Origin of the sequence: Anaeromyxobacter terrae (assembly GCF_022690685.1) — a bacterium.
GTDB lineage: Bacteria > Myxococcota > Myxococcia > Myxococcales > Anaeromyxobacteraceae > Anaeromyxobacter > Anaeromyxobacter terrae.
The window spans coordinates 1-5,201 of record NZ_JALCYY010000119.1 but is presented as its reverse complement, the minus strand read 5'-3'; the positions used below and the strand labels follow the sequence as shown (position 1 = coordinate 5,201).

Annotated in this window: 5 protein-coding genes and 1 pseudogene; 2 read left to right on the top strand and 4 right to left on the bottom strand. The window is 76.5% G+C overall.

Translation table 11 applies throughout. The features are described from left to right. Positions 1-35: 35 nt before the first annotated feature. Genes MNY62_RS25160 through MNY62_RS25150 form a run of 3 tightly spaced genes read right to left on the bottom strand, consistent with a single transcriptional unit; the run spans position 36 to position 1,721 of the window. Positions 36-404: a response regulator transcription factor gene (locus MNY62_RS25160; RefSeq protein WP_242347075.1), complete on the bottom strand. Its 369-nt coding sequence runs from the start codon at positions 402-404 to the stop codon at positions 36-38. A 3-nt stretch (positions 405-407) separates the two neighbouring features. Then, positions 408-887, bottom strand: coding sequence for a hypothetical protein (locus tag MNY62_RS25155; protein WP_242347074.1), 480 nt, complete (start codon positions 885-887; stop codon positions 408-410). A 51-nt stretch (positions 888-938) separates the two neighbouring features. After that, the gene (locus MNY62_RS25150; protein WP_242347073.1) at positions 939-1,721 is read right to left on the bottom strand and encodes a lysophospholipid acyltransferase family protein; all 783 of its coding nucleotides are present in this window, start codon (positions 1,719-1,721) and stop codon (positions 939-941) included. Between the two features lie 87 nt (positions 1,722-1,808). Between MNY62_RS25150 and MNY62_RS25145 the strand changes: the two genes are divergently transcribed. Both MNY62_RS25145 and MNY62_RS25140 read left to right on the top strand, forming a co-directional pair. After that, on the top strand, positions 1,809-2,753 hold the full coding sequence (locus MNY62_RS25145; RefSeq protein ID WP_242347072.1) for a pseudouridine-5'-phosphate glycosidase: 945 nt from the start codon (positions 1,809-1,811) through the stop codon (positions 2,751-2,753). Further along, positions 2,750-3,547 (top strand): annotated as a pseudogene (locus tag MNY62_RS25140) (ribonuclease D); the annotation flags it as partial. The gene MNY62_RS25145 and the pseudogene MNY62_RS25140, both read left to right, overlap by 4 nt. A gap of 288 nt (positions 3,548-3,835) precedes the next feature. On the opposite strand, the gene MNY62_RS25135 reads toward MNY62_RS25140, so the two are convergent. Next, a partial coding sequence (locus MNY62_RS25135; protein WP_242347071.1) for a lytic transglycosylase domain-containing protein occupies positions 3,836-5,201 on the bottom strand: 1,366 nt, incomplete at its 5' end.

The window sequence follows — 5,201 nt, the reverse complement described above, 5'->3', positions numbered from 1 at the left end:
CAGGACGACCTCGCCGCCGCGCGCGCGCGGCGGCGCTAGCCGCCTCGGGCCGCCAGGTGCTGGCGGAGGAGCCCCACGAGCTCGGCGTTCTCGAATGGCTTGCGCACGAACCCGTCCGCGCCGGCCTCGGCGGCGCGCCGCGGCAGGTCCGGTGAGGGGCGCGCCGAGACGATGAGGATCGGTCCCGCGAAGCCGGACGCGCGCATCCGCCGGCAGAGCTCGAGCCCGTCCACGCCGGGCATGGACACGTCGAGGAGCACCGCCGCGGCCCCGCCGACCGACGCGAGCGCGTCTTCGGGCGTCGGCGCGACCGCGGAGGCGAGCCCCTCGGTCGCGAGCAGGAGGCCGAGGAACTCGCAGATGTCCGGGTCGTCGTCGACGAGGAGGACGGGCGGGCCGGCCACCGCTCACTCCGCGGCGAGGGGGAGCGACGCGCGCCCCTCCTCGCACTCGATCGTGATCGTCCTGGGCCGCAGGTCCTGGGGCGCCGCCGCGCCGTCCTCGCGCCGGAACTGCGCGAGCGACAGCACCACCTTGTCCCCGGCGCGGACGGTCTTCCGGCCGCAGCGAAAGCCGCCCTCGAGCGTGAACGCGACCTCGGTCCAGTGGCGATCGGAGCCGTTCTTGACGAGGAGCTGCGTCCCCATGATCGACCCGTCCAGGAGCTGTGCCTCGGCGTCCAGCCCGTTCGTCGGCCCGCTGGCGGGGCACGACGCCCAGATCGCGCCGGCGGAGAGCAGCACCCACGCGCCGATCACGGCGGCCCTCAGGCGCATGTAGCGCGTCGAGCGGCGGTAGCCGCCGGCGAGCTCCTGGGCGAGGTCCCGCGCGAGATCCTTCACGCGGTGTGCAGCGGCGAGCGGGTCGGGGCGAGCCGGCTCCTTCATCGGACGAGAGCGTACCGCTGGCCCGCCGGGGCGGACAAGGCGCAAGGGCCCCTACACCGCGGCGCCGGTCGCGCTCGTGCCCTCGCGGCCCGGCGCCGCCACGGCGTCGCGCGGATCGCCCCCTGCACCGCCGATCGCGAGGTGCTGCTCTATCACCCGCCGCCGGACCTCGACGAGGAGCGCGGTCTTGTTCGGGAACGCGCGCGGGTCCACGGGATCTCCGAGCGCGATCCGGATCTCCCCCGGGTACACCGCGATGACGCGCTTCGGGGTGATGCGTCCGGCGCCGGAGATCGCGACGGGGACGACCGGGACCCCCGCCTCCATCGCCACGACGAACGGCCCCTTCTTGAACGGGTGAACGCGCAGATCGACGGAGCGCGTCCCCTCGGGGAAGACGATGAGCGAGGTCCCGCCGCGCACCGCCGCGCCCGCCTGCCGGAGCGACTCGATGGCGCGCGCGTGGTTCCCGCGATCCACCGGGACGTGGCCGCCGAGCCTCATGTACCAGCCGAAGACCGGGATCTTGAACAGCTCGAGCTTCGCGATGAAGCGCACGGTCCGTGGCAGCCGCGCGACGAGCGCGAGGATGTCGAGCGCGCTCTCGTGGTTCGACGCGAAGATGAGGGGTCCGTCGGGGAGCGGCGGGAGCCGGAGGACCCGGACGCGCGCGCCCGCGAGCCGGAGGATCGAGCGGGACCAGGCGAAGCGGGCGAACCACATCGCGAGCTGACCGCGGCCGAGCAGCGTGTCGGGCAGGCTGAGGAGGAAGAACGTGACCATCGAGAGCGCCGTGTAGACGAGCACCAGCCAGCCCCGGATTCGCGCCCTCATTCGACCCTCGCCGCGCCGCCCGCCCGGACGGTCCCCTGCGAGGCTTATAGCACGCGCCCTCCGCGCGGCCCGGGCTATGCTCGGTACATGGAAACGCCGCTTCGCGTCGCCGAGGAGGTCCGCGAGGCGCTCGCCGCGGGCAGGCCGGTGGTCGCCCTCGAGACGAGCGTCGTCGCGCAGGGACTGCCGCCGCCGTACAACCTCGACGCCGCCCGCCGTTGCGCGGCGGCGGTTCGCGCGGGGGGCGCGGTGCCGGCCGCCGTGGCGGTGATCGACGGGCGGATCGTGGTGGGCGCGTCCGACGCGGAGCTCGCCCGCCTCGCCGATCCGGCGCGACCTGCGGCCAAGGCGGCGGTGCGGGATCTCGCGGCGCTCCTCGCGGCGGGGCGCGATGCCGGCACGACGGTCTCCGCGACCGCTGCCATCGCGGCGCGCGTGCGGATCCCGGTGTTCGCCACCGGCGGCATCGGCGGCGTGCACCGGATCCAGGACGGCGAGGTGGCCACCGGGGCGACGGACGTGTCGGCCGATCTGGGCGAGCTCGCCCGCTCGCCCGTGTGCGTGGTCTGTGCAGGGCCCAAGGCGATCCTGGACGTTCCCGCGACCGCGGAGGCGCTCGAGACCCTGGGGATCCCGGTGCTCGGCTGGCGGACCTCCGAGCTGCCGGCGTTCTACTCCGAGGGGAGCGGCGTGCCCCTCGAGCACCGGGTGGAGGAGGGGGCGCAGGCGGCTCGCGTGCTCATGCTGCACTGGCGGGCGCTCGGCCGGCGCGAGGGGGTCGTGCTCGCGGTCCCGCCCCCGCAACCCGTGCCGCGGGAGGTCATCGAGGCCGCGATCGCCGCGGCCCTCGCAGACGCCCGCGGCCGCGGCGTGCGCGGAAAGGCGGTCACCCCGTTCCTGCTCGAGGCCGTCGCGCGGGCGACGCACGGGCGAGCGCGGGCGGCGAACGTCGCGCTCCTCGAGCGAAACGCCGGCGTCGCCGCCGAGGTCGCAGCGGCGCTGGCCCAGATTGGCTACAATCCCGCCGGATGACGCCGCCTCCCGCACCGGGCGCCACCCCGCTCCTCGTCGCCGACTCCGCCACGCTGTCGCAGCTGGTGGAGGCGGTCCGAGCGGAGCCGGTGGTGGCGCTCGACACAGAGTCGAACAGCTTTCACGTCTACCGCGAGCGGGTCTGCCTCCTGCAGATCTCGACGCGGACCGCCGACTACATCCTCGATCCACTGGCGGTGGATCCGCGCCCGCTCGGTGAGGTGCTCTGCGACGGCCGGGAGACGGTCCTGCACGGCGCCGACTACGACGTCCGCTGCCTGAAGCGTGAGTACGGCTGGCGCCTGCCGCGCCTGTTCGACACGATGGTCGCCGCGCGCCGGCTCGGCCGGGAGGGGCTCGGGCTCTCGGCGCTCGTCGAGTCGCACTTCGGCGTCAGGCTCTCCAAGGCGTTCCAGCGCTCGGACTGGGGCCAGCGGCCGCTCAGCGGGGCGCAGCTCGCCTACGCCGCGCTCGACACGCACTTCCTGCTCACGCTGCGCGATCTCCTCGCGGCCGAGCTCGACGCGCGGGGCGCGGCGGACGAGGCGCGGCGCGAGTTCGATCGGGTCGCCGCGGTGGTGCCGCGCGAGCGGGTGTTCGATCCCGAGGGATACCGCCGCCTGCGCGGCGCGCGCGAGCTCGAGCCGGCCGGGCGCGCCGTGCTGCGGGCGCTGTTCATCGCGCGCGAGGAGCGGGCCCGGTCCCTCGACCGCCCGCCGTTCAAGGTCCTCGGGGAGGACGCGATGCTCGCCATCGCGCGGCGTCTGCCTCGCGACGCGGAGGCGCTCGGACAGATCCCGGGCGTGACCCCGTCGGTGCTCCGCCGCCTCGGCGACGAGATCCTCGCGGCCGTTCGGGGGGCGGTCTGCTTGCGGGGGCTGCGCCCCGGCCCCGCCTTGCGACGCTCGGCGGGGCCCCACCCCTGCTCGGCGGGGCCCGTGAACCTGCGCGCCCGCTGTCGCGGGTGCGCGCAGGTTCCCCGCCGGGAGGGACTGCGTCCCTCCCCGTCGCTTCGCGACGGGGCCCCTCTCTGCGGCTGGGCTCCCGGGGCCCCTGCGGCTGCGTCACCGCCCCGCCAACCTTCAGAACGCCACGCCGCCGTCGGGGGCCGCGACCGGACGCTCGGGCGCGATGGGCGCCGCCGGCTCGCCGGCGAGGGCGCGGTACACGTCCCAGTCGGCGAGCACGATCCGCACGTAGCCGCGCGTCTCGCGGTACGGGATGGACTCCACCCAGGCGTCGAGCGGCATGCCGGCGCGCGCGCGGGCCCACTCCGCGGCGGGTCCGGGCCCCGCGTTGTAGGCCGCCACGGCGAGCGCCGGATCGCGGAAGCGAGCGAGCAGGAGGCCGAGGTAGTGTGCACCAAGGGTGATGTTCACCTCGGGCTCCGCCAGCCGTGCGCCGAGCCCGCCGGGCAGCCCGAGCAGCGCGGCGACGCGCTCGGCCGTCGCCGGCCGGAGCTGCAGGAGGCCCTCGGCGCCCGCGCCGCTCCGGATGCCCGGGCGGAAGCCCGACTCGCGACGCATGACGGCGAGCAGCAGCGACGGATCGACGCCCACGGCGCGCGCACGCACCGGTACGAGCTCGGGGTAGGGCTCCGGGTGCGCCCAGCGCAGCGCGCGCCGGGTGGGGAGGAGGTGATCGCGCGAGATCCGGAACGGAACCTCGGCGTCGCCCGCGAACGCCGCGAGCTGCGCGACGACCGGCGCGGAAGGGCGGGCCCGCCAGGAGCGGGTGAGGTCCCCGAGCTCATCGAGCGCCTCCGCGCGGAGGCCCAGGCCGAGCAGCTCGACGGCCACCGCGAGACGCGCCGCGGCGGAGGCGTCCTGCAGCTCGGGCAGGGGACGCGGATCCGGGGGCGGCATCCTCGCGGCGGGCTCGCCGAGGGCGGCGAGGCGCGCTCGCGCGAGCAGGCCGTACCAGCCGTCTCCGCCCGCGGCGATCGTCGCCCGGTAGAGCCGCCGCTGGTCCGCGCCGGACCGGGCGAGCCGTGCGCGCCAGTACGCGGCGGCGTCCGCGTAAGGGGTCCGCTCGAGCTTCGCGAGGGCGCGCGCGGCCGCCGGGAAGCGCCCGAGGCGATAGAGCGACCACGCGGCGAACCAGCGCGCGTCGTCGGCGCGGCGCGAGCGCCGGTTGGCCTTCGCGAACGACTCCAGGGCGGTCGCGGCGCGCGCGAACTGACCGGCGTCGTAATACAGCCACGCGGAGAGGTAGGCGGCCTCGTCTCCCAGATCGCGCTGCCGCCACTCCGGGATCCCCGGTATCGGCGCGCGGAGCGCCGCGATCTCGGAGTAGCGGCGGCTCGCCTCGTCCACCCGGCCGGCCCGCGCGGCGGCGCGGGCGAGCACGAGCAGCGCGCCGCGCCGATCGCTCTCGTCCATGGCCGCTGCGAACCTCGCGGCGTGGCGCCCCGCGGCGGCGGGGCGCCCGCGGGCGAGCAGCGCGCCG